Source organism: Brevibacillus soli (assembly GCF_044759095.2).
Lineage (GTDB): Bacteria > Bacillota > Bacilli > Brevibacillales > Brevibacillaceae > JBIYSM02.
Genome location: NZ_JBIYSM020000001.1, coordinates 41,764 through 63,733, shown reverse-complemented (window position 1 = coordinate 63,733; position 21,970 = coordinate 41,764). Strand labels below are relative to the sequence as shown.

Sequence of the window (21,970 nt, the reverse complement as noted above, 5' to 3'; positions counted from 1 at the left end):
AGGGGGAATGATTGATGAAAAGGGTTCTGATCACTGGAGCAGCTGGTCGAATTGGAACAGTATTACGCCGCGGACTGCGTGAGAGTATTCCCATCCTGCGGTTAACGGATGTCATCCCATTGGGAGAGGCGCGAGATGGAGAGGAAATCGCAAGGGTGGATCTACGCGATTATCCATCGGTGGAAGCGGTTATGCATGAGGTGGACGCCGTCATTCACCTCGGTGGCATTCCTGATGAAACCCATTTTCAATCCATTTTGGAAACGAATATCCTGGGAACGTACAACGTCTTTGAGGCAGCAAAAAATCAGGGCGTAAAAAGAGTGATTTTCGCCAGCAGCATTCATTCTGTCGGATTTTACCCGAGAGAACAAAAAATCGGCCCGGATGTTCCTGTCCGTCCCGATACCTATTACGGGGTCAGCAAGACTTTTGGCGAGAGTTTGGGAAGCCTGTATGCGGATAAATTCGGACTTGAAGTCGTTTCCGTACGAATCTGCAGTTTCGAGGAACGCCCTCGCAATCGAAGACATCTAAGCACGTGGCTAAGCCATCGGGACGCCGTTCAGCTTTTTTCGGTGCTATTACAGGCGAAGCAGGTGCATTACTCGATCGTGTACGGCGTCTCCGGCAACAGCCGATCGTGGTTTGACAATTCCCATGCGGAAGCTCTCGGCTATCGTCCGATCGATAATGCCGAGACCTACTGTGAAGAGGTGATCGGAATGACGTCTGCGGCAACGGATCAAGACGGGTTGGCGGAGAAACTGATGGGCGGTGAGTTTGTCTTACGGGATTATGGTCTAAGAAAACCCACCCGGCATTAGAAAACGTGAGCTCCTCTACCGTTGAGGAGCTCCGTTCTCTTTTTCTATGGAATCGACCAAGCCCAGCTCTGCCGCCAGCACCAGGTACATGGCATGGGACCAGAGCAGCGGCAGCGCCGGCTGTCCTGCCCGCTCCACCCACTCGCCGTAGGCTTTTGGCGCAAGCAGGTGATCCTGAACCTGCTCAGGCAACCCTTCCTCCGTCCACTTCGATTCGATCCAACAGAGAATATCGCCTGCTTCGTCCGTTCTGCCGGTCTGCGCGTAGTACCAGCCCAACCAGGCCGACAGCAAAATCCACTGACCGCCGCCGTAATAGACGTCTTCCGGATAGCGGTGAACGCCGCGCCCCCTCACGATCTCCTGCTCCATTTGCCGCACGGTTTCTTCCATCGTCGGCTCATCGAGAGCAGCCAGACCGAACGGCAGGGAGAGCCAGAGCAGGCTGGCATCCACGGCAGGATTGCCCAGTGATTTGACAAACCTGCCGTTTTCCGTGCCGTTCTCCCGCACGAACGTTTCAATCAAACCGCACAGCACCGAAAGCTGCCCTTTTCGCTCCGGAAGCCACCGCGCAATCGACTTGCAGCCACCGTAGATAGCTGCCAGCGTGGCCGGATGGATTCGATCGCCAAACTCCTCCCAGCAGTCGTAATTGGGCAGCTGCCAGCAGGCTTGCAGGTACTCAAGGGTAAGCTCGATCGCCGACCGGAAGCGGTCGATCAGCTCCACGTCCCCTGTCATGCGAATGTGCTCCGCCAGTCCCCACAGCCAGGTGCCGTACCCGTCCAATTGAAAATTGCCCCACTCGCCCTCCACCTCTTCTCCGTCTACGGTGTAGCGGGTGTGTAAAAACAGGCCGTCCCAGTCTGTGCTCACTTCCCCCGACCGAACGGCCGCAATGGCGCGCCGCGCTTTCTGCTCGTGCTTCAAGAGCACGCCGCTGCACCATTCGTAAAAACGGCGGGCGCTGTCGTGCTCTCCGACGCGATCCATTGCATACGCGACAAACGTCCCGTCTCGCAACCACGCATAGCGATAATGAACAAACGCAGGCGAGGCCAGGTACGCCCCGGTCTGCGCCTGATTGTGTTTGATTATCTTCACGCTTTGGCGGATACAGCCTGCTGTTGACAACTCCATCACCTCGCTGTCAGCCTTTGGTTCCGCCGGACGTCAGGCCGGATATGAGGTACCGCTGCGCCAGCAGGAACACCACCAGCACCGGCAGCGTTACAATGATCGCCCCAGCGGCCATGTAGTGCCAGTCGGTGTTGAACTGGTTGACAAATTGACGCAAGCCGATTGGCAGCGTATACTTCGTCTCTTCGGACATAAATGTAAGAGCCATGAGAAACTCGTTCCACGCCGTGATAAACGAGTAGAAACCGGTTACCGCCAAACCCGGAAGGGACAGCGGAAGCACAATCCGATAGAAAGTGCCGAAGTGGGACAGCCCGTCGACACGCGCCGCCTCTTCCAATTCGAACGGAATGGTATCAAAAAAGTTTTTCAGCATCATCACGCAAAATGGCACCGCTACCGTAGAATATGCCAGAACCAGCCCGACGTAACTGTTCAACAGTCCCATCTGGTTGACCAGCGTATAAAGCGGGACGATCAGGAGCGCTCCCGGAAACATCTGCGCCAGAAAGAAGCTGAAGTCGATCACTTTCCAGCCGACAAACTGAAAGCGGGAGAGAGCGTATGCGGCTGTAGCCGATAAAAACAAACCCACCAGCGTGGTCAGCAGCGCAACCAGGGTGCTGTTCCAAAACCAGTTGAGAAACACCCCGTCAGACCGCGTCAGCACATGCAGGTAGTTGTCCCACGTGACGTTTTCCGGAATCAGCTGAATTGAAGTTGAGAAGATCTCTTCCTGCGGCTTGAAGCTTGTCGAGAATATCCAAATGACCGGGAATACGGCGATCACGGAGGCGATGACCAATAAAATGTGCACCCACCAATTCGACTGTCGCATTTTAATAGTGTACCCCCTCGTTCGTATTCAACAGGCGTCTGTAAACCAGGGAGAACAATAGAAGAAAGCTGAGAATGACAACGCCATAGGTGGTGGCCACGCCAAAATTCCAGCGTTCAAAGGCCTCCTGATAGGCATAGGTAACGAGAATTTGCGTAGAACGGACAGGTCCGCCTCTCGTCACCAGATAAATGATGTTGAACATGTTGAACGTCCAGATGATTCCCAACACGGTAGCTGTCGCCGCAACCGGGCGCAATAGCGGCAGCGTGATGTTCCAGAACTGGCGCCAGGCCGATGCGCCGTCAACACGCGCCGCCTCGTAGAGCGACTCAGGGATGCTTTGCATACCGCCCAACAACGTCACCATCATAAACGGCACCCCGATCCAAACGTTGACGGCAATAACGGAAAACATCGCCCAAAAGGAGTCGCCCAGCCAGGAAACAGTGGGAAGCCCCAGTTTTTGCAGCATCAGATTGAAAAGCCCGTACTTCTCGTTGAACATCCACGTCCACGCATACGCGCTGACAAACGACGGCACGGCCCACGGCACCATCAACAGCATACGGTACACACCGCGCCCTTTGACCTTCCGGTTGAGAAGAAGCGCCAGACAAAGGCCGATCGTGAAGTGGAAAAAGACATTCACAAACGTCCAGATGAGCGTTTGCATGACGACGTCACGGAACACTGAATCCCCTGCCGTAAAACTGGAAAACAAGTCTGTGTAGTTTTTCAGGCCGATGAATTCGTAGCTTGGCGGCGCAAACTGACTCCCCATATTGTACTGGTTCATGTTCGTAAAACTGAAGGAAATCCCCTGCAGCAACGGATAAAAGACCAGAGCACCCATGACAAGCACGACCGGTGCCAGAAACACATAAGCGATCCAACTGCGATTGCCCACGCTGCATTCGCCCCCCCTTCCAAAAATGGGAGAAGGGAAGAGAGCCGCATTGGCCCCTCCCCCTTACCCTTGCCTATTTGCCCAACAATTTGTTCCACGCTGCCGCAACAGCATCCAATGCTTCCTTCGGAGATTTCTCCTTCTTGAATGCCGCCTGGATTTCAGGGCTGAAAGCGGTGTAGATTTGACCGCCTTCAGGAATAACCGGGCGATTGGTTGCAGCGTCAAGTACGGCTTTGTACTCAGAGATGAGACGGTTGCTCTTCACTTCGGGTATCTCATACGCAGACTTGCGAGTAGGCAACAATCCATTCTTGTTTGCGAACTTCGCCTGGTTTTCCGCATTGGACAAGTAGGCAATCAGCTTGTAGCTGGCGTCCTTCACTTTGGAACCGGCGTATATCACATAGCCGTGACCGCCAACAGGGGAGCCGGTTTTGCCTTCCGGACCTGCCGGTATGGGGGCGATACCGAAGTTGTTCGGATCTTTGAATTGTTCACCGCTGAGGAGGTCGCTGGTTGCCCACGGACCGTTCAAGATCATGGCCGCACGCCCCGTTTTCAAAGCGGTGTTCATGTTGTTGTAATCGTTCGCCGCGTCGAATTCATCCGGCATCACTTTGTCATCCCGCAGTTTGAGCAGGAATTCAAGACCTTTGACGGAGCCTTCGTTGTTTACGAAAACATTTTTGTTTTCGTCGATCAAACCGCCGCCGAACGCCCACATGAACGGCTGAAACCAGTAGGAGTCGGTTTGACGGTGGTAGTAACCCCACTTGTCCTTGGCTGGGTCAGACAGCTTTTTGGCCATGGTGTAGAACTCATCCATGGTTTTGGGAGGAGCGTTGAAACCGGCGTCAGCCAACATTTTTTTGTTATACAGGAGAGCAAGCGCATCCGTTACCTGCGGAACGCTCCAGGTTTTGCCGTTCCATTTGCTGTAACGAAGCGGAGCGTCAAGGAAGTCTTTTTGATCTTCTGCTGGAAAATAGTGATCCAGCGGTTCGAGGAGCCCCAGCGCCGCGAATTCAGGAGTCCAGGCGATTTCGGAGCGAAGCACGTCCGGACCGTTGCCTGCTTTTGCCGCATTGCGGAACTTGTCTTGCGCTCCGTCGAACGGAATGTTTTGCAGGTCTACCTTCACATCCGGATTTTCCTTCTCGAAGCTGGCGATGATTTCTTTGAGCGTCACCTGTTCCTCGTCGTTCATCGTGCTCCAGAACGTAACCGTAACCGGGCCGTTTGGCTTTTGCGCCTGATCACTAGGCGCTGGCTTGGGTGCTGGCGCAGAACTGCTGCAGCCGGCGAGGACGGAACCGAACAGCGCCATCGCGGTAAAGATGCTGAAAAAGCGTTTCATGTGTTTTCCCCTTTCTATACCTGAAATCAGTTCAGCGTGGCAGGGCCGCCCCAATCAAACCTGATCCCGCTCGGCTTTCTCTCCCACTGTGCCAAGCAGGGCTTGTGCAAACGATTGCACAAATGCACAGCAAACGTTTTCATGATTGGAGAAGGCGTGTGACGCCTCATATGTACTCTCATCCTACAACAAAGCATTCTTCCAAGAAAACGCTTGCAAATGGTAAAATTTAGCCGAATTTCATTGTTTTTCGCACCTTATTATTGTAAATCTCGGTAATACTTTCATTTTCTTTAATTATCTTTTATTTCCCTCTTTTCCATATTTTTCGAAACCATTGGTTTACATTCTGCTTCTTTTCATATACGATGATCTAAAACAAACGTTTGCACAGCGTTTCACTTACAAGGAGGCGCGTATGTCCGTCACGATCAAGGATGTCGCCCGTGTCGCAGGGGTTTCCCCTTCCACCGTTTCACGGGTACTGTCCAACCACCCGAAAATAAGTCCGGAAACCGTGCGCAAGGTAAAAGAAGCGATGGAAGCGCTCGGTTACCATCCCAATATCATGGCGAAAAGCCTTGTTTCCAAAAGCACACAGACAATCGGACTTGTTCTGCCCCGCCTGGTGGAGGAGTTCTCCAATCCGTTCTTCTCTGAAGTGTTGCGAGGCATGCTGGCTTGCGCCAACTCGGCCGGGTACGACGTGCTGATGTCTTCAGCCAACAACCGGCAGGAGGAGCTGGATTCCGTCAATCGGATGATCCTGGGCCGCCGCGTCGACGGCATCATCCTGATGGCTCCGCGAAAAGCCGATCCGCTGGTGGAAAAGCTGCTGGAGCACGACTTCCCCTTCGCTCTGCTCGGCCGCTCGATCGAACATGAAGATTTGCTTTGCGTCAACAACAATAACGTCCTGGCTGCCTACGACGCCACCAATCATCTGATCGCACAGGGTCACACCCGGATCGGCTTTGTCAGCGGCCCGCCGGACATGGTTGTGTCGGAAGACCGTTTGGATGGATACAAACAGGCCTTGGCCGAAGCAGGGCTCACCTGCCGACCGGAGTGGATCATGACCGCTGAAATGCTGCAGGCAGGTGGATTCCACGCCACCTCCATGGTGATGAACCAGCCTGAACGCCCCACCGCCTTCGTCGTGATTGACGACGTTGTTGCCTTTGGCTTCATTCGTCAGCTGTATGAAATCGGCCTGCGGGTCCCGGAGGATGTCTCCATCGTCGGGTTCAACAACATCATGCTGTCGGAGCTGAGCAATCCGCCGATCAGCACAGTGGACATCGGGATCTACCACCTTGGCTACATGACGGTGCAGCTCCTCATCCGCAAGCTGTCCGGTGAAGAGATTCAACAGCCGCAGCTTGTCCTGCCGCACCGTTTGATTGTGCGCGGTTCCTCCTTTCGACCGAACCCGTGATGATTGAATAGGGAAGGAGAACAATTGACATGAATTTGTCACCTGTTACCAACAAACCGTATATAAACGACGCCATTATCGGCAATTCCTCCATGCTGGCCGCCCTGGGACGGACGGGGGAGCTGTACCGCCTTTGGTGGCCCCACGTCGATTATCCGCAGCACGTAGAGCGGATGCGCGCAGGGATCTATCTGGAAGGAGAAAGTGCGGAGACGCTCTGGCTCGATACTCCGTTGGAATGGCAGTACGAGCAGTCCTACGTACCCAAAACCAACGTTCTGAGAACGGTCGCAGCTGCGAAAAAACTGCCCGTCCGCATGGAAACGACGGATTTCGTCGCGCCGGACGACCCTCTGTTGATCCGCTGGTACAAGCTGACCAATACGGGGCAAAAGCAGCTTGACCTCCGATTTTTCCTCTACGCGTCCCTGACGATTGGTGAAAGCGGCCTGTACAATACCGTGGCGTACGAGCCCAAAGTGGACGGTCTCGTCTACTTCCGCCACCAATACGCTTTTGCGCTGGCCAGTCCGCTGGGCTGCACACAGTACACCTGCGCCGATGCCCTCAAACACGCCGCCCAAGGTTACTTGCCTGGCAACAAAATCGCCATGACACCGGATGGAGCCCTTGGCTGGAAACTGTCGCTCGCGCCGGGAGAAACGGTCTCCCTTCCTGTTTATCTGACAGCAGGTACGACCATCGACGAGGCGATTGCAGGCATGCTGTCCGCCCATTCCGTTCCCGCAGATACCTGGCTGGAGCGTACGATCCATTATTGGCACCAGTACCTGAACAGTCTGCCCGCGCTGCCGACCGCAAACGAGCAGATCCGCCGCATCTACGATCGCTCTCTGTTGGTCTTCAAACTGATGGCGGACAAGGCAACAGGCACTGTCATCGCAGCACCGGAATTCGACGAGGCGTTTACCCGCTGCGGCGGCTACGCCTACTGTTGGGGCCGGGATGCCGCCTACATCACCACCGCTTTCGACCGGGCCGGTTTGACCGACCTGACCCGCCGGTTTTACCGCTGGACGCTGACTGCTCAAGATGCGGACGGCTCCTTCCAGCAGCGCCACTATCACGACGGACGCCTGGCTCCTTCCTGGGGACTGCAGATCGATGAAGGAGGCTCCATTCTCTGGGGCATGTACCAGCATTATCTGATGACCCGTGATCGCTCATTTCTGGAGGAAGTGTGGACAGCCGTGGAGAAAGGGGCTGCCTTCCTGCTCTCCTATCTGGATCAGGACACGGGGCTCCCGCTCCCCAGCCGCGATCTCTGGGAGGAGCGCAACGCGGAGCACACGTATTCGGCCGCAGCCGTTTACGCCGGCATGAACGGGGCCGCTTCCATTGCCAGAGAGCTTGGCCGTGACGATGTGGCCGGCCGGTGGGAACAAGCGGCAGAGTCACTGAAGGAAGCGATTCTGACTCAGGCATTCAACGACAAGAACGGCACGTTTTACCGAGGCGTCAAACTGCAGGTGGACCGCTCCACCTACGAGCGCGCGTTGGAGGCCGGCAAGCAGGTTTCTCTGGAGACGGATGAAAAAGGCTACGTCTCTTATTTCGTTGCGCATGACGACATCTATGACATCAGCCTGATTGGCTTAACGGTTCCGTTCGGTGTCCTGGATGCGGCAGATCCGCGGATGGCTGCGACCGCGGACGCAATTGAGCGCACGTGCACTTCGCCGATTGTAGGGGGAATCCGCCGCTATGAAGACGATCACTACATCGGCGGCAATCCGTGGATCCTGACCACACTGTGGCTGGCTCAGTACCGGATCGCCCAGGGGCGTTACGACGAAGCGAAGCAATACCTGAACTGGGCCGTTTCCCACGCCACTTCACTCGGCCTCCTGCCGGAGCAGATCGACAAACAGACCGGGGAAACAGCCTGGGTAGTGCCGCTTACCTGGTCCCACGCGATGTTCGTGCTGACTGTCCACATGCTGAGTGACAAGGGGCAGCTGTAACATGAGCGGTCGCGCAGACAACCGACTGTTGTCGTTGGCCTGGCCGGCCATGCTGGAAATGCTCCTCTACATGCTGGTACTGTTCGTGGACACCCTGATGATCAGCCCGCTCGGCCCTGCCGCACTGGCTGCTGCCGGCATCGCCAATCAGATTTTTTCCATCCTGGTCCTGCTGCTCTCCGTCGTGGCAACCGGCTGCAATGTGCTGGTTGCCCATGCGAGCGGCGCCAATCTTCCCGCAGAGGCGAAACAGGTAGCGGAGCAATCCCTGTTCGCCTCTTTTTTGATCGCAGCAGGGGTGACAGCTGCAATCACTCTGACCACTCCCTGGATGATGGCTCTATTTCAGGCACAAGCCGATGTGCAGGCGTTAGGTGCCCCCTTTTTGCGAATTCTCGCCTGGTCCATCCCTTTTTTGGCGCTCTCCATGACGCTGGGTGCTTATTTGCGCGGCAAAGGGGACATGAAAACACCGATGCTGGCTGCATTTTTCACCAATTTGTTCAACGTGGCGGGCAATCTGGTGTTCATCCATGGCGTGGGACCGATCCCCGCCCTCGGAATCGACGGCTCCGCCCTGGCTACACTGCTCGCCCGGATGGCGGGCCTCGCTCTTTTGTTTCTGCTTCTGTATAAAAGACACCATGCCATCGGCAGCAGCATGTTTCGCTTGTCCCAGCACCGTCCCGACGTGTACCGACGCCTGCTGTCGATCGGCGGGCCGGCTGCCCTGCAGCAGGCAGGCTATCACGCGGGTCAGATGGTGATGGTCATCATCATCGCCCTGATTGGCACGACTGCCGTCGCCGCCCGCCAGATCAGCATGTCGGTGGAGTCCCTGTCGTTTCTCCCAGGCTTCGGCATCGGCCTGGCCATCACCTCGCTGGTCGGCTTGCATCTGGGGGCGGGCTCACACCGCCGCTGCTACGAAGAGGCTGCTTCCGCCATCCGTCTCGGCGTCTCGATTATGGGCTCAATCGGACTCGCTCTGTTCCTTTCCGCCGAGTGGCTGGTCGGCATGTTTACCGCAGATCAAACTGTCTTTCCCCTGGCCGTGCTTTGCTTGAAAATCATGGCGTTCGTCCAACCGGCCAAGGCTGCCAATATGATCCTCGACGGTATCTTCCGCGGTGCGGCCAAAACCCGCTGGAGCCTCTATGTAACGCTGGCCGGCGTGTGGATGTGGGGTCTGCCCCTTGCATACGCAGCAGGTGTCCAAATGGAGTGGGGACTGCCTGCCGTATTTGTCGTGCTGGCATTGGAGGAATGGTTGCGGGCAGGGGCTAATACGTTGTACTTTGTGAAACGAAAGTGGCTCATTGCAAAACCCACCAAATCAGGCTAATTGCCTAGTGGTGGGTTTTCACTATCACTCTATTTCCATCTCCAGCAAAGCATAGCTTAAACTTTTCCCGTGTGTATCCATGACAAGCGATGTTGTAACTCCTCCCATTAACGCCTGTTCACAAACGAATTGGAGGGCAGAAATATTTGGAAGTTCATACCGAATTACCTCCCCCGCCACAATGCCTATAAGATGCCTCCTTACTTCCTCCGCCGTTACCTTTGCACACAAAAGAGAAAAATCCTCTTCCTCATAACAGATCAAGGACAAAATCAGAGTGTTCCCCTTGTCACCTGCTCTGCAATGGGCAATTTCGTACAGTTTTCTTTTCACGCTCTCCACTCCCGAATCGTCACATGTGGTGCTGTTTTCTCTCTTTCGACGGCAACGGATACAATCCCAATCACTTCTTTCACGTACTTCCGCGCCCCGCCCCCGCCGGCCGGTCCGTTGGTATAGAGCGCCTCGACTTCCTCGCCAATTTGTTCGGCGGCTTCTCTGGTCGGTGCTTTAGCCGCCACTCGCAGGCGTACCTCGTATGGTTCGGGACATTGTCCAAACAGCGTGCGATGTACGGAAGACATGCCAATATAATCAACCCGTATTTCCGTTACATGGCTCTTTAATCGCTCCGAAACAACTTCCCCTGCAAGCTTTGCCCTGGCCAATGCGTTTGAACCAGCGTAGGAGATTTCTCCTTCTCCAACAAAACCAGCATGATACCCGACGCTTACCTTCAATGTAGCTGGCCTCGGTATCCCCGAGCTGCCGCTTACCTCTACCCGATTTTCCCCCGCTTGACGCAGACGAACCGTTGAAAAGTCAACAATAACGTCCGGGGTAATGTATTCAAACGGGTTCGTTACTTCATAGAGCAGCTGTTCTTTTGCCGTAGCCAGGTTTATGACCCCACCCGTACCTTCTACCTTGCCAATCACTGCGGTTCCCTCTTCATCCACATCGGCAAAAGGAAACCCTAACTGTGACAGGTTTGGTACCTCTTTTTTCCCCGGATCTGCGAAATACCCGCCGGTAATTTGTCCTGCACACTCCAGCAAGTGACCAACTACCGTCCCCTGGGCCATACGCCTTATATCTGCGGTTGACCAACCGTAATGATGGATCATCGGAGCGAGAAACAAGGAAGGATCAGCTACCCTGCCTGTCACGATGACGTCCGCCCCAGTTTGCAACGCCGGTAGAATCGCGTCCGCTCCCAGATAGGCGTTTGCTGAAATGATCGGTCCAAAACGGTGGAGCGGCTCATTCGTTTCCAACGAAAGATCCTCCATTGAAAGATGTTCCAGAACATCGTCTCCGGTTACTGCCGCTACTTTAATAGAAATGCCGGCTCGTCTGGCAATCTCCACAATCTTTTCAGCGGCGGCAACGGGATTTGCCGCTCCCATGTTGGTAATCAATCGCGTTTTTGTTTTGGCAAGGGAGGGAAGCAGAAGCCCCATTCGTTTTTCCAACAGTACGTCATACCCCTGGGACGCGTCCTGACGTTTTCTCATTTGTGCCAGGGCAATCGTTCGTTCCGCTAGACATTCCAATACAAGATAATCGAGATTTCCCTTTTCAACCAGTATGACTGCAGGCTCCAAGCGATCGCCGGAGAATCCTGCGCCTGAACCAATTCGAATCATGGTATCACCTCAAAGTGAGATAGCGCCTGTTAGTAACGCAACAATTGTCATGACGATGGTGGTACCGAATGCCCATTTGAAAATGAAGCGTTGATGGTCCCCAAGCTCCACTCCTGACATACCAACGAGAATAAACGTGGATGCGGTCAGTGGGCTTAGCGGAAATCCTGTCGTCATTTGCCCGAGTATTGCAGCCCGCCCAATTTCGATCGGATCGATGCCAAAAGAGGACGCCGTCTGGCTCATTACCGGAAGGACCCCAAAGTAGTAGGCATCGGGCGTAAACACCAAACTGAGAGGCATGCTCGTTACGGCAACCAATACGGGCAAATGTGCGGCAAGCCACTCCGGAATGATTGAAACCAATGCAGCTGCCATTCCATCAATCATTTTCGTCCCTGTCAAAATTCCGGTAAAAATACCAGCCGCAAAAATCATGGTGGAGACCATTACCACATTTCCCGCATGGCTTACCAAGCGGCGGTGCTGTTCATCAGGATGAGGATAGTTCACAAACAGGGCAACCGCAAAGGCAACCATAAACAAAACGGGAAGCGGCAGAATGCCGGAGACCAGAGCAATCAACAGAGCAGCAGTTAGCAAAACGTTAAACCAAAAGAGATGAGGACGTCGGGCTGACGCCTGTTCTTCGGAAAGTTCGCCCGCATGATCGTAGTGAAAATCCACAACTCCAAGCCGCTGGCGCTCTTTTTTTCCCAACAGGTACGAGGCGATCAATACCCAGACAATCCCGGCAATCATGGCGGGTATTACCGGATTGAACAGTTGGGAGGCATCAGCATGCAGGGTCGTCATCGCCCGCGCCGTAGGCCCTCCCCAAGGAGCGATATTCATAACCCCCGCACCCAAGGCAACGACACCAGACAAAACCAGAGGATTCATTTTCAGTCTTTTGTAAAGTGGCAGTAAGGCCGAAATGGTAATCATGAACGTAGAAGCGCCGTCGCCGTCAAGGGCAACGATCAGGGTAATGATTGCGGTTCCGACGACAACTTTTAACGGATCCCCTTTTACCAGCCGCATCGTGCGAGATATGATCGGATCAAACAAACCTGCATCGATCATCAGTCCGAAGTACAAAACGGCAAAAGCCACCATGATACCGGTCGGTGCAACCTTTTTAATCCCCTCCAGCATCATACTGCCAATTTCCGGACCGAATCCACCGATGAGGGCAAAGGGCACGGGCACCGTAATCAAAGCCACCAGCACCGAAAGCCTCTTGCTCATAATCAGGTACAGAAAACCGGCAACGGTGAGAAAACCTAGTAAAGCAAGCATACAACCTCCTCCATTTCTTTTGGTTTTTCATGAATAGGGAACGATTACTTCCTCTTTTCCATTGAATAAGCAAGTGTCATGCCAATAAAGAAAGCGCTTCATAATAAGCGCTTTCAACTATGGATTGTATTTCATTTTTACAATTATTTAGAAAAATGAATTCACTCTAGGCCGAAGCTTTCAACGATTGTACACGGGAAGTAGAATCAAATGGATTAGAATGCGTTTCTAATCATTTGGAATTTTTGACGAATCAAGCTTGTACTTTTTTATTTTGTTATACAAGGTGGCTAACGAAAAACCAAGTGCCTTCGCCGCTTCTCGCTTCTCATCACTTCCGAACCTTTCCAATGTGTCTATGATCAATTTTCGTTCCACTTCGTCCAGAACTTCGCGAACAGTTTGACTGTCAGGTTTTCGCAACAAGTCGGGCGAGGTCTGCTTTGCCTTGGCGATAAGCACCGGAAGATGTTGAAGGTCAATCTCTCTCCCATCCGCCATACATATGGCATAATCAATAGCGTTTTTTAACTCTCTTACATTTCCGGGCCAATCGTAAGACTGTAATACTTGTAGCGTAACCCCTTCAACCGAATCGACCAACCGAGGGCCATCCAACGTATTTACGGGAGAAGAACGGATAAATGAATCGATCAGTTCAGGAATATCCTCTCTTCGTTCACGTAGTGGAGGCAATTGCAAACGGAATACATTCAGACGATAAAACAAATCCTCACGGAAGCGGCCCTTCGCTACAAGCTGCTCAAGATCGTGGTTGGTTGCGGCAATAATTCTCACATCGATGTCTTGCTCCTTCGTATCCCCGATCCGGCGAACCTTGCCTTCCTGAAGGACCCGCAGTAACTTTGCCTGAAGATCATAGGACATATCCCCGATCTCATCCAGGAAGATGGTGCCATGGTTGGCCAGTTCAAACAAGCCCATTTTTCCGCCTTTTTTCGCATTGGTAAAGGACCCTTCTTCGTATCCAAAAAGTTCACTCTCCAACAGCAAGAGGGGAATGGCTGCACAGTTAACCGGTATAAAAGGCCGCTCTCTCCTGCTGCTGTTGTTGTGTATTGCCTGGGCAAACAATTCCTTTCCCGTGCCGCTTTCTCCGAAAATGAGAACCGGCAAGTGAGTTTCCGCCGCTCTTTTGGCGATGTGAACGATCTGTTTTAGTCCCCGGTCTTTGCCAATGATTTGATCAAACGTGTACTTCGCTTGATGGAGGGAATCCATTGTTCTTTCCAACTGCTGTATTTTCTCTTTTTTCTTTTGCAATTCTTTGGAAAGCTTGTGCACCTCGGTTAAACTTTTGCAGACAGAGACAGCCCCAATTATCTCGTCATGAACGACGATCGGAGCCATATCCACCACATATTCATGCTCTCCTTCTTTCCGGTAAACACCTACTCGGCATTTTCCGTCCCTAAGTGTATCAGGCAACTGGGCCCCCGGACGAAATTGGCGTAGTGGCTTCCCGATGATTTTTTCAGGAATAACGCCGGTAATTCTGGTGTATTCGGGATTCACCATTTGCACGATCCCTTGGTGATCAATAACTAGGACCCCGTCGTTTATCGAATAAAGAACGGCCTTCCACCATTCGATCTGGTTTTGCAAGGAACGATCCATCTCTTTCCGCTCCCTTCCTGCTGGTACGGGAAACACCACGCTGAATTTATCCATTATTTTAACAGAAAGTTCAAACAAAGCTGTAGCAAAAAAACCACTGGCTCAATCCAGTGGTTTTTCTTGTTGTATAAGAATTTATAAATTTGGACATCCCATACAGCCGCTAGAAAAGTGTTCGGGGCCCCGCCCGGCGAAGCGTAAGCTAATGCCGGGTGGGTTTTCTTATTCATCGAGGGTGGTTCCCTCGGACAGGTTCAGATAGTGCTGCAGCTCCTCGTAAAAGGCGGGATTGCAGGCCATGACGCTGCTTTTTTCGTCGAAGGGGAGCCGGTTTCCCGCCATCGTCGTCACAACCCCCCCCGCTTCCTCGACAATAATCCGTCCCGCGCCGAAGTCCCACGCATTCAACGACAGGCTGACGTAGCCGTCCAGCCGTCCTGCCGCTACGTACGCCATTTCCAGTGCGGCGCTGCCCAGGAGGCGCATGCCCCGTACTTTTCCGGCCAGTTTTTTGACGATCAGATCGATGCCGATTTGCTCGGCCTGCTTGTTCCAGAAAACGCTGGTGCAAAGGAGCGCTTCTTCCAGCGTCACCTGACGGTCAAGCCGAAGTGGGCGATCGTTTAAAAAGGCGCCCTCTCCCTTGACCGCGTAAAACATCTCGTCTCGGGAAGGGTCGTACACGACGCCGACCATCCCCTCTCCCTTGTGATAGACAGCTATGGAGACGGAAAAATTAATCTGCTGGTGGACGAAGTTGGTGGTCCCGTCAATCGGATCGATCACCCAAAGCGTGTCAAACTGTTTGGGGTCACCTGCAAACGTACTCTCTTCTCCCAGTATCCCGTGATCCGGAAACTTTTCAAGGATCGTCCGAACAACGTGCTTTTCCACTTCCTTGTCCACAGCCGTCACCAGATCGGAAGCGGAGGTTTTATATTCAACGGTGAAGGGCTGCTTCATCCGCGTAAGGCTTAGTTCACCTGCTGTTCGGGCACAGTGAAGAGCGAGCTCCTTTAGTGCCGCGAGTGTTGATGCTTGCACACGTATCGCCACCTACATCATGACTTTGCCTCTAGTTTACCATACTTTTCATACGGTTACACCCCAAGCGGTCTCTCATAAGAAAACCCAGCCGACTTAAGCGATCGCTGGTGTCGGCTGGGGCCCCGAACACTTTTCTAGCGGCTGTATGGGATGTCCAAATTTATAAATTCTGATACACCCAAAAAAGAGGCCCGCGCCCGGGCCTCCTTTTCTCACCTGACTAGCAGCAACGTGTGACTCCGCCTTTTTCATAACGGTCACGCAGCGCACACATGTAATATTCTCTTTCTGTCATCGGGAACTGACCGGGCGCGGCGTGATTCGCGTACCAGTGCTTCAGATAGCGATCGTAGTCCGGCATGCCAAAAATCGTCTTGATCGTGGAACTCATTCGGCGCAGGTACTGGCGAGCCGCTCTCCACTTCCTTTTCATGCGACATGATGTCCTGTTCCGTCGTAGTAGTTGTCGCCCTTGGACTGTACATACGGGGACTCCTGAAGCGGATACTGCTTGCCGCGCAGAATGTTAATCCAGAGACGCATACCGTCCAGGATGATGCCGATGGTAATCACCATAAAGATGGCGCAAACCGCTGCATCGATCTGGTCGTTCAAAATCATTTTTTGGGCAGCCTCTACGGTTTTTGCCCCTGGAGGCAGCTTACCCTCGGCCAGTGCTTTTTGGAACGATTCAGCATGAGCGAGGAAGCCAATTTTCGGGCTTGTATGGAACAGCTTCTGCCAGCCGGCAGTCAGCGTAGCCGTACTCAGCCAGGCCATCGGCACAAGCGTTACCCAAGCGTAGCGGGCCTTGCCCATCTTGAAAATAATGGTCGTTCCAACCACGAAAGCGATCGCAGCCAGCATCTGGTTGGCAATGCCGAACAACGGCCAGAGGGTGTAAATACCGCCGAGCGGATCCATAACTCCCTGCAGGAGGAAGTAACCCCAGCCCAGCGTAATGACTGCGGAACCAATCAGGTTGCCAGGCAGCCAGGTGACATCCTTCATTTTTGGAATGACGTTGCCCAAGAGATCCTGAACCATGAAGCGTCCGACACGCGTACCGGCGTCAATCGTCGTCAGGATGAATACAGCTTCAAACAAAATCGCGAAGTGGTACCAGAAAGCCATAAGCGCTTTTCCGCCGAGAACCGCCGAGAAGATAGTCGCCATCCCGATTGCCAGCGACGGTGCTCCTCCTGTTCGGGACAAAATGGTTTTTTCGCCGATGTCGTTGGCGAGCGTGGTAATTTGGTCAGGTGTAACGGTGAAGCCCCATTCGGCAATTTTCGCCGCAGCCGCAACTGCGTCCGTACCGATTGCGGCAGCCGGAGAGTTCACGGCGAAGTAAAGACCCGGTGTCAGCACGCAAGCCGCGATCATGGCCATGATGGCGACGGCCGACTCCATCAGCATGCCGCCGTAGCCAATCGCCGGTGCGTGAGATTCTTTGGCAATCATTTTCGGCGTCGTACCGGAGGAAACCAGCGCGTGGAAACCGGACACGGCACCGCAGGCAATCGTAATGAAAAGGAACGGGAACAGGTTTCCGGCAAAGACCGGTCCTGTACCGTCAATGAACTTGGTCAGCGCAGGCATTTGAAGCGGCGGCAGCGTAAGTACGATACCTACTGCCAGTACAGCGATCGTACCGATTTTCAGGAATGAGCTCAGGTAGTCGCGCGGTGCCAACAGCAGCCACACCGGCAGTACAGAAGCGATGAAGCCGTAGACGATGATCATCCATGCCAGCTCTACCTTCGTAAAGGTAAAGGCAGGTCCCCAGGTCGGAGATGCCGCAACCGCTTGCCCCCACCACAGAGAGAGGAACAAGAGCCCCAGGCCGATCAGCGACCCCTCCATCACGCGGCCAGGTCGGATGTAGCGCATGTACAGGCCCATCAGAATGGCGATCGGCAATGTCATGAAAATCGTAAAGGTAGCCCACGGAGATTCCGCGAGAGCGTTTACCACAACCATCGCAAGAACAGCGATCAGGATAACCATGATGGCCAGGACACCGATAAGCGCCAATGCTCCGCCAAACGGCCCGATCTCTTCTTTGGCCATCTGGCCGAGGGTTTTCCCGTTGCGGCGCATCGATCCGAACAGAATGATGAAGTCCTGAACGGCTCCGCCGAGCACAACACCGACGATAATCCAAATGGTACCCGGCAGGTAGCCCATTTGTGCGGCCAGCGTCGGACCGACGAGCGGGCCTGCACCGGCAATGGCCGCGAAGTGGTGACCGAAGAGGATCCACTTGTTTGTGGGGACGAAGTCTTTTCCGTCGTTGTTCACTTCAGCGGGAGTGGCGCGATTATCGTCCAGACCCATGATTTTACTGGCGATGAATCTGCTGTAAAAACGGTAGGCTACAGCGTAGGTACAAAGGGCGGCTGTCAGCAGCCAAAACGAGTTGACCGACTCTCCTCGGGAGAGCGCCAACGTCCCGAAGCCAACTGCACCGAGCGCGGCGATACCCCCCCAAATCAGGGCAGAGAGAAACCATTTTTGCATCCCGGTATCCTCCTTAGGATAAAAAGAAATATAAATTCATACCTCTACCCTACAAAAAAAGCGGTTACACAAAAATGCAAATTGTCTAAACAGTACAAATTCATGCGCGAAAGGGGATATATCTGCGCGAAAGCGATTTCATTTTCAAAATCCCAGGCGTCTCTTCAGTTCTTTCACCACATTGCGGCTGACGGGCACCTCCGTACTCCGCTGATCCTGCATGATCAAATGGACGGCTCCCTTAAACCACGGCACCAGCTCAGCCGTTTTGGACAAATTGACAATGTAGGCGCGATGCGTACGAAAAAAAAGCTGTTGCGACAGGCGGTTCTCCAAGTCCTGCAGGGTAAAGGAGGTGGCGAACTGCTCGCACTCCGTGTAAATGGTGGCGTACCGCCCGTCCAGGGTGGCAAACACGATTTCGTCGGGATCCAAAAGCAGGATTTTTCCGTTCTTTTCCACGGGAATCCGACGCAGCTGCTTTTCGTGCAGGACCGTCTGTAAAAGCGAGTGCAAACGCTCTTCCAAGGGGGGGGAAGCCGCTTGCGGCTGTTCGGTCTGAAGACGCAGCTTGCGCACCCGATTGATCGTCTTTTCCAGACGGTGTTCACTGAACGGCTTGACGATGTAGTCCACCGCATCCGTCTCAAATGCGCGTACCGCGTGGATCTCGTAGGCGCTGGCAAAAATGAGGATCGGCGGGTTTACCATCAGCTCGTACAATTCCTGCCCGACGTCCACCCCGTCCCGGTCGTGCAAATGGATATCGAGAAAAACGGCATCCGGCGCTTCCCCCGGGATCAGCTCGATGGCCTCCTCTCCGCTCGCCGCCTCTCCTGCCACCTCCACGTCCGGAAACTGTTCGAGCAGAAAACGAAGCTCGGCACGAGCCGGAGCTTCGTCATCCACGATGAACACTTTCAGCATGCACCTTCACTCCTATAGGCAAATGTATGGTACAGGTGGTCCCTCTTCCTTCTTTGCTCTCTATGGCAATGTCATAGGGCTGGCCATAAATCGACTGAAGCCGGCCTCGAACATTTGACAATCCGATACCGGACAGACGCCGCTTGCCGTCACTTGTTGGGGAAGCTACGGCAAACGGATCGGAGGTCATCCCCACACCGTTGTCCGCTACCGTCAACTCGAGTGTCTGAAAATCCTTGCGTCGGGCGAAAATTGAAACCACTCCCCCCTCTCGTTTGGGCAGCAGTCCGTGTTTGACCGCGTTTTCCACCAACGGCTGCAGCACCAAACCGGGGACGACATACTTTTCCACTCCCGGCTCGACATCGTATTCGACGCGCAGTTTCTCTCCAAAGCGCGCCCGCTCAATGGCCAGATACGCTTCGATATGCTCCAGTTCCTCCGCCAGCGTGACAAAGCCCCCGCTGTCGTGCAAATTGCGGCGGAAGTACTCGCCCAGATGAATGAGCAGCTCCCTTGCCTGGCTCGGGCGAAAACGGATGAACGAGACGATCGTATTCAATGCGTTAAACAAGAAGTGCGGGTTGATCTGGGCATGCAGCGCCTTGATCTCCGCATCGGCCAACAGACGTGACTGCTTCTCCAATTCAGCCAGCTCCAGCTGCGTGGAGATCAGATTTCCCAATCCGCGAACCAATTCGAGATCGACTGCAGAAAGCTTGCGGTAGCGGTCCTGGTAAAGCTTCAGCACACCAGCCACCTCCCGCTTGCGCATTAGCGGCACCAATATGGCAGAGCGCAGCGTACAGCTGGGCTCCTTGCAACCGATCTCCTCTTTGGAATTGGCAATCTTTAGTTCCTTGGTCTCCACCACTTCCCGCGTCGCCTTGGTGGAGATATCCTGTCCCGCTGCGTGATGGGAGGAACCGGCTCCGACGTGGGCCAACACCGATTTGGTGTCGCAAATGGCGACTGCCGCCACCCGCGTCGTCCGAAGAATCTCCAGCGCCACTTTTTCCGCTGACTCAAAGGTTAAGCCCTGGCGCAGATAGGAAAGTGTCTTGTCGGCCACCTGCAACGTCCGCTGGGCCTGCAGGGCGCCGATTTGATCCTCTTCGCTTTTTACCAGATCAATGATGATCATGAAAACGGCAATTCCCAACGAGTTGACCACTGACATCGGCACGCTGATGGCTTTCACAACTTCGAGCGCTTGTGCGAACGGTTGGGCGACGAGCAGGATGATCCCCATTTGCATCCATTCGGCTACAAACCCGACTGCCAATGCGGTTGTCCATTTGATTTCCTTGTTGCGGTGAAAATGATAGACCAACCCCGCCATCATCCCTTCTGAGATGGTGGAGATGGCGCAGGCCAGATCGGTAAAACCGCCCAGCGTATAGCGATGTATGCCGGCAATCAATCCGGTCGCAAGCCCCACCCACGGCCCTGCCAATAGGCCGGCAACGACGGCGCCGATGACGCGGTTGTTGGCGATGGCGTCCTGAAACCAGATTCCGTTGTACGTTCCGAGAATCGAGATACAGGAAAAGATCAGAACCATGATCGCCTTTTCCTTGCGCGTCGCCCGCTGATGCAGGGTACTCCGAAACGCTTTTACCCGCGTAAACAAAAACGCAGCGACGACCAGCACAGCGGTCCGTTCCGCAAGCGATATCATCAGAGCCATGTTCACGGATGTGTTCCTCCTCCCACCACAGACGTTGTGGTTCCATTATCGCCACTGGGCGGGCAGCGGGTCAAGCTGAATTGTCAGCAAAATCAAAACTTACACAAAATAAAACCCGCCGGTGGATTTGCCGCCAGCGGACCTACACAAGAATTTGATTGTTTTACAGATTGCCGCGAAGCTCTTGTTCACGTTCCAGCGATTCAAACAACGCTTTGAAGTTGCCTTCGCCAAATCCGCGGGCACCTTTGCGCTGAATGATTTCGATAAAGAGCGTCGGGCGGTCTACGATCGGCTTGCTGAACAACTGCAGCAGATAGCCCTCGTCGTCGCAGTCCACCAGGATGTTCAGCTTTTTCAACTGCTCGATGTCCTCGTCAATGCTGCCTACACGCTGTTTCAGATCTTCGTAGTACGTTTCCGGTACATACAGGAAGTCGACGCCGTTCGCGCGGAGTTGGGTAATGGTTTCGACGATGTCGTTGGTCAACAGCGCCAGGTGCTGCACGCCCGCCCCGTGATAGAACTCCAGATATTCTTGAATCTGGGATTTGCGCTTTCCTTCAGCGGGCTCGTTGATCGGGAACTTGATGCGTCCCGTACCGCTCTGCATGACTTTGGACATGAGTGCGGAATACTCCGTGGAGATGGATTCGTCGTCAAAGTGACGCAGAACGCTGAATCCAAACACCTTTTCATAATAGGAAACCCACTCTTCCATGTTTTCCACGTTGCCCACGATGTGGTCGATCCCGATCAGGCCGGTGGACGGGGCCTGCACCGGAGACTCGTAGGCGGTGTAGCCCGGGAAGAACGGTCCGTTGTAGTTCTTTCGTTCGATAAAGGAGTGGACGTTGTCGCCATAGGTAGCGACAGTCGCTTTTTTCACTGTGCCGAACTGGTCGGTGTACTCGGTGGGTTCCATGACAGGCTTCGCTCCGCGGGCAACCGCCTCCTGGAACGCTTTTTCACAGTCTTCCACGCGAAGTGCCACGTCTTTTACGCCGTCGCCGTGCAGTTTTACAAACTCCGCAAGCGGACTATTCGGCGTCAGTGTTCCACTGATGACAAACGTGATGTGATTTTGTTTCAGCACATAAGACACTTTTTCGCGGGAACCGGTTTCCAGACCGGCGTAGGCTACCGCTTTGAAACCAAACGCTTTGGTAAAGTAGTGCATGGTTTGCTTGGCGTTGCCAACGTAAAACTCCACGTAGTCCCAATCTTGAATCGGAAAGAAATCGGTGCTCATTCGTTACCCTCCGTTTTCAGAGTTTCAAAACGATTGCAAGCATTTCGTCTTTATCCTGAGATTACATGGGAAGGGTTTACTCCTGCAAGAACACGG

18 protein-coding genes are annotated in these 21,970 nt (G+C 53.9%); 4 read left to right on the top strand and 14 right to left on the bottom strand.

Annotated features, from left to right (window positions below; translation table 11 throughout):
• The first annotated feature begins 14 nt into the window (after window positions 1–14).
• Window positions 15–827, top strand: a complete 813-nt coding sequence (locus tag ACE99V_RS00280; RefSeq protein WP_400488944.1) for an NAD-dependent epimerase/dehydratase family protein — start codon at window positions 15–17, stop codon at window positions 825–827.
• 15 nt (window positions 828–842) lie between these two features.
• On the opposite strand, the gene ACE99V_RS00275 is transcribed toward ACE99V_RS00280, so the two are convergent.
• The 4 genes from ACE99V_RS00275 to ACE99V_RS00260 form a co-directional block, all read right to left on the bottom strand.
• On the bottom strand, window positions 843–1,970 hold the full coding sequence (locus ACE99V_RS00275; RefSeq protein ID WP_400489069.1) for a glycoside hydrolase family 15 protein: 1,128 nt from the start codon (window positions 1,968–1,970) through the stop codon (window positions 843–845).
• A 10-nt stretch (window positions 1,971–1,980) separates the two neighbouring features.
• Complete coding sequence (locus tag ACE99V_RS00270) at window positions 1,981–2,808, bottom strand: carbohydrate ABC transporter permease (protein ID WP_400488943.1); 828 nt, start codon at window positions 2,806–2,808, stop codon at window positions 1,981–1,983.
• A gap of 1 nt (window position 2,809) precedes the next feature.
• A complete protein-coding gene (locus ACE99V_RS00265) occupies window positions 2,810–3,718 on the bottom strand; it encodes a carbohydrate ABC transporter permease (RefSeq protein WP_400488942.1) in 909 nt (302 codons plus the stop codon).
• Between the two features lie 73 nt (window positions 3,719–3,791).
• Entirely contained in the window at window positions 3,792–5,078 is a 1,287-nt protein-coding gene (locus ACE99V_RS00260; RefSeq protein ID WP_400488941.1) for an extracellular solute-binding protein, read from the bottom strand.
• A 418-nt stretch (window positions 5,079–5,496) separates the two neighbouring features.
• Here ACE99V_RS00260 and ACE99V_RS00255 point away from each other — a divergent pair, with 418 nt between their 5' ends.
• From ACE99V_RS00255 to ACE99V_RS00245, 3 genes are read left to right on the top strand one after another with little or no spacing between them, the layout of a single operon-like run.
• Complete coding sequence (locus ACE99V_RS00255; protein ID WP_400488940.1) at window positions 5,497–6,516, top strand: LacI family DNA-binding transcriptional regulator; 1,020 nt, start codon at window positions 5,497–5,499, stop codon at window positions 6,514–6,516.
• A 29-nt stretch (window positions 6,517–6,545) separates the two neighbouring features.
• Complete coding sequence (locus ACE99V_RS00250; RefSeq protein ID WP_400488939.1) at window positions 6,546–8,501, top strand: glycoside hydrolase family 15 protein; 1,956 nt, start codon at window positions 6,546–6,548, stop codon at window positions 8,499–8,501.
• 1 nt (window position 8,502) lies between these two features.
• A complete protein-coding gene (locus ACE99V_RS00245; protein WP_400488938.1) occupies window positions 8,503–9,846 on the top strand; it encodes an MATE family efflux transporter in 1,344 nt (447 codons plus the stop codon).
• Between the two features lie 24 nt (window positions 9,847–9,870).
• On the opposite strand, the gene ACE99V_RS00240 is transcribed toward ACE99V_RS00245, so the two are convergent.
• The 10 genes from ACE99V_RS00240 to hppD form a co-directional block, all read right to left on the bottom strand.
• Window positions 9,871–10,179, bottom strand: a complete 309-nt coding sequence (locus tag ACE99V_RS00240) for an AtuA-related protein (RefSeq protein WP_400488937.1) — start codon at window positions 10,177–10,179, stop codon at window positions 9,871–9,873.
• Window positions 10,176–11,495, bottom strand: coding sequence for an acyclic terpene utilization AtuA family protein (locus tag ACE99V_RS00235; protein WP_400488936.1), 1,320 nt, complete (start codon window positions 11,493–11,495; stop codon window positions 10,176–10,178). Before ACE99V_RS00235 ends, ACE99V_RS00240 begins: the two co-directional genes overlap by 4 nt.
• Before the next feature lie 9 nt (window positions 11,496–11,504).
• Window positions 11,505–12,797 (bottom strand): CitMHS family transporter, encoded by a 1,293-nt coding sequence (locus ACE99V_RS00230; protein ID WP_400488935.1) that lies wholly within the window; start codon window positions 12,795–12,797, stop codon window positions 11,505–11,507.
• 228 nt (window positions 12,798–13,025) lie between these two features.
• Window positions 13,026–14,435, bottom strand: coding sequence for a sigma-54 interaction domain-containing protein (locus ACE99V_RS00225; protein ID WP_400488934.1), 1,410 nt, complete (start codon window positions 14,433–14,435; stop codon window positions 13,026–13,028).
• Window positions 14,436–14,657: 222 nt separating this feature from the next.
• A complete protein-coding gene (locus ACE99V_RS00220) occupies window positions 14,658–15,479 on the bottom strand; it encodes an inositol monophosphatase family protein (protein ID WP_400488933.1) in 822 nt (273 codons plus the stop codon).
• A gap of 223 nt (window positions 15,480–15,702) precedes the next feature.
• Window positions 15,703–15,915 carry a CstA-like transporter-associated (seleno)protein gene (locus ACE99V_RS00215; protein WP_400488932.1) on the bottom strand — a complete coding sequence of 71 codons (213 nt, stop codon included), beginning with the start codon at window positions 15,913–15,915 and terminating at the stop codon, window positions 15,703–15,705.
• On the bottom strand, window positions 15,912–18,005 hold the full coding sequence (locus ACE99V_RS00210; protein WP_400488931.1) for a carbon starvation CstA family protein: 2,094 nt from the start codon (window positions 18,003–18,005) through the stop codon (window positions 15,912–15,914). Before ACE99V_RS00210 ends, ACE99V_RS00215 begins: the two co-directional genes overlap by 4 nt.
• Before the next feature lie 144 nt (window positions 18,006–18,149).
• Window positions 18,150–18,932: a LytR/AlgR family response regulator transcription factor gene (locus ACE99V_RS00205; RefSeq protein ID WP_400488930.1), complete on the bottom strand. Its 783-nt coding sequence runs from the start codon at window positions 18,930–18,932 to the stop codon at window positions 18,150–18,152.
• Window positions 18,907–20,628 carry a LytS/YhcK type 5TM receptor domain-containing protein gene (locus ACE99V_RS00200; protein WP_400488929.1) on the bottom strand — a complete coding sequence of 574 codons (1,722 nt, stop codon included), beginning with the start codon at window positions 20,626–20,628 and terminating at the stop codon, window positions 18,907–18,909. The genes ACE99V_RS00205 and ACE99V_RS00200 overlap by 26 nt, the downstream gene beginning before the upstream one ends.
• Before the next feature lie 157 nt (window positions 20,629–20,785).
• Complete coding sequence (hppD, locus tag ACE99V_RS00195) at window positions 20,786–21,874, bottom strand: 4-hydroxyphenylpyruvate dioxygenase (RefSeq protein ID WP_400488928.1); 1,089 nt, start codon at window positions 21,872–21,874, stop codon at window positions 20,786–20,788.
• Window positions 21,875–21,970 lie beyond the last annotated feature (96 nt).